This is a genomic window from Pseudomonadota bacterium (assembly GCA_022361155.1).
GTDB lineage: Bacteria > Myxococcota_A > Polyangia > Polyangiales > JAKSBK01 > JAKSBK01.
Map to the genome: position 1 here is coordinate 1 of JAKSBK010000490.1, position 2,520 is coordinate 2,520.

General features: G+C 58.5%; 2 protein-coding genes. Both read right to left on the reverse strand.

The window, feature by feature from the left end; translation table 11 throughout:
* Positions 1 to 175: 175 nt before the first annotated feature.
* The gene (locus MJD61_18300; protein MCG8557214.1) at positions 176 to 1,723 is read right to left on the reverse strand and encodes a hypothetical protein; all 1,548 of its coding nucleotides are present in this window, start codon (positions 1,721 to 1,723) and stop codon (positions 176 to 178) included.
* Positions 1,724 to 1,755: 32 nt separating this feature from the next.
* Complete coding sequence (locus MJD61_18305; protein ID MCG8557215.1) at positions 1,756 to 2,133, reverse strand: hypothetical protein; 378 nt, start codon at positions 2,131 to 2,133, stop codon at positions 1,756 to 1,758.
* Positions 2,134 to 2,520: the final 387 nt, after the last annotated feature.

Here is a 2,520-nt window from a genome sequence, read left to right on the forward strand (position 1 = left end):
GCTGTCAGTGAACGTGTGGCGTTGCCTCGAGCGTCTCCCCCGCCCTGTTGTCAGGCGCGAAGGCTCACGGCACGCTCGCGGAACCTCGTCGGCGTCACCGGAACCCAATCCTCGCGTGGTCAACGCCGGTCAGTGCGGTGTCCTCCGTTCACTGTCCAATGGATCGCTGGCGCATTCAGTTGGAACCGGGCCTCTCGTCTGGCTCGAACACAGGCAGCCTTCGCAGCAAGTCGTAGGGTAGGCGCTCAGGTTCCTTCTGAAGCACATCGACTGTCTTGGCGCGGCGAGTGCCCGTGTAGAAGCCGTAGTCAAGCAACAGTGCGACGAATTTCTCTCCCGTCCTGCTTTTCGTGATTCCCGGGTTCAAGACGTGCAGAAACCTGAGGTCGATCAACTTCAGGAACTGCTGGTAGAATGACGACTCGTGACGTATCCGTACTAAGAAGGCATTTCGCTTCTCCTCTTTGATGCAAAACTGCTTTACCGACTCAAGAAGCGTAGCAAGTGGCTCTTGTTCGAGCGAACTATCCAGGCTCAAGAACTGAAGCTTGTTCTCGATGCACCGTGATGCCGCCGTGTTAACATCCTCGACCGCAACCTTTTTTCTTGGCGACGGGGCCGATAGTTTCTTGGAGGTCCTTCGTTTCTGGGCAGCAGTGGAAATCGACTGGCGTAGTATGTCCAGGGCGTCGCGGGGGACTCCCGCGGCGACCCAGACGAGGCGCGCTAACACGCCGCTATTCAAGATCGCGCCGATGCCGGGCAATGCGCATTGCATCGCGATCGCGTCCATGATGCGCGTCGTGTGCCGGAGGGCGGCTCGTGGGTCCGTAAGGTTGTAGTCTAAATGAATCGTCTGCGCGTCACCCGGAGCTTCGAGGCCCACGCGGCGCACGGGATCCCAGTGATTTGTGAAGTGCTCAAGGGCGGAAACCTTCAGCCAGATTCGGTTTCCCCGAGAGAACGAGTAGAGGAGAGTCAGCAGCTCGGGCTGGCGTTCTTTGGGAACGACATGGAGGTCGTCGAGAAAGATACCCAGCCCGCCGTGCCTGCGAGTCAGGTGCAGAGCTCCTCGTTTGAATGACGGCATTAGCCTTCGGATCCTCGGGAGCGTGGGTTCTCCTTCGTCTCTCAACTTGCGGGAAGCGAGAAGGAACTCATTCATTGCGCCAGAGCTCAATTCGTTCAGTGTTTCAGCAAGTTCATCGAGCACGTCGATGTGGACGACGGTGTCGTTGCGTCCTTCGTACGTCTGCATGTCCAGCCATGCACAGGGCAGCCCCTCATGCTGGAAATGGTGCTGAGCGTATACTAGCAGCGTCGATTTCCCTGCTCCTCGCCTCCCAAAGACAATGTTGTTGCTCATCGCAGTCACTTGTTGCTCGGCGCCGGACTGACTACTGATGTACCTTGTCCGAAACTCGGTGGCGTCAGCGTGACGATCTGCGGTCAGTGTGCTGGACAGCGTCCGCGTCAGAAGGAGTACCTCGGCCGATTCCAGCGTCAGCTCCTTGAGCGGACGTTTCGCGACCGAGACACGCCCACGATAGGGGTTCTCGTCTGGCAGATCCTCGGCGATCCGGTTGACGATTTCGTAGTGCTGCTCTGTCGCAGAGATCACCCTCATGACTAGACGCGGCTCCTCAGACAGCTGCTTGGTTTCCCAGATGTCCCCCTCTAGACCCGTAGCCTTCTCGATGAGCGTGGCCGCTTTGGCGGCCATGTCGTCATCGAGTTCCTGCGGCTTGCTTAGTGTCACAGTTTTACACCTCGCTCGGTTAACAGCGACCTTACGTCATGCAGCAAACTGTCCACTAGATCTTGGGCGTCCCTGGGGTCCAATATTAGTTCATCGACCTCCGCGGTGTGATCGTAGTCGGCCAAGTTTCGGTCGTCACGAAGCGAACCCAGGCTGTTCTTGTAGCGCTCGCGATTGTTCAGTGCTCGAGGCAGATCAGCCACCTTGGCGTGGTCCTTCACGTCGGTGGAGTAGTGACCGTCTACCTCAAGCTTGACTGCCCGTACGGCTGCATACGCAGCATAGTAGAGGCGCGAGCTCCGTTGGCGCCAAGAGCTTGCTGCGGGGCCCTTGGCGAACTCATAGTGCTCGTTCGCCAGGTTGAAGAGTGACACGACGTTTGACTCCAGCTCACGGTCAATCTGCGCCAGTGCATTTCGGTCGATAACACCAACGAGGTTGTCGCGGACCCTGCGCGCGTTTGACCCCGCTTTGAGTAGGTGTGGCGACCGCATCGGGACATGTTACTCGCAAAGTGGGGTTGTTTCCACAGGAGCCGACGCGCGATGGGTGTGTGGCATGGGTCGCGGTGACGCTTTTGGCCGCGGACCAACGCGGCTGCCAAGCCGAGTACGGGTCTGCGCTGGCGGCAAGTCCCTTCGCACCCGACGCAACAAGACTCTTGCCGTGCTTGCAGACGCCTAGGCCCTGACCAAGCGCACTTTTCTTCATTTTGCAGGGATTAAACCCTGAAAGCCCGGTGTTTTGGGGGTTGTACAACC

What these genes read in the sequence shown, in the direction of transcription:
- MJD61_18300 (MCG8557214.1), bottom strand. Translation starts at nt 1,723, where the DNA reads ATGGCCGCCAAAGCGGCCACGCTCATCGAGAAGGCTACGGGTCTAGAG.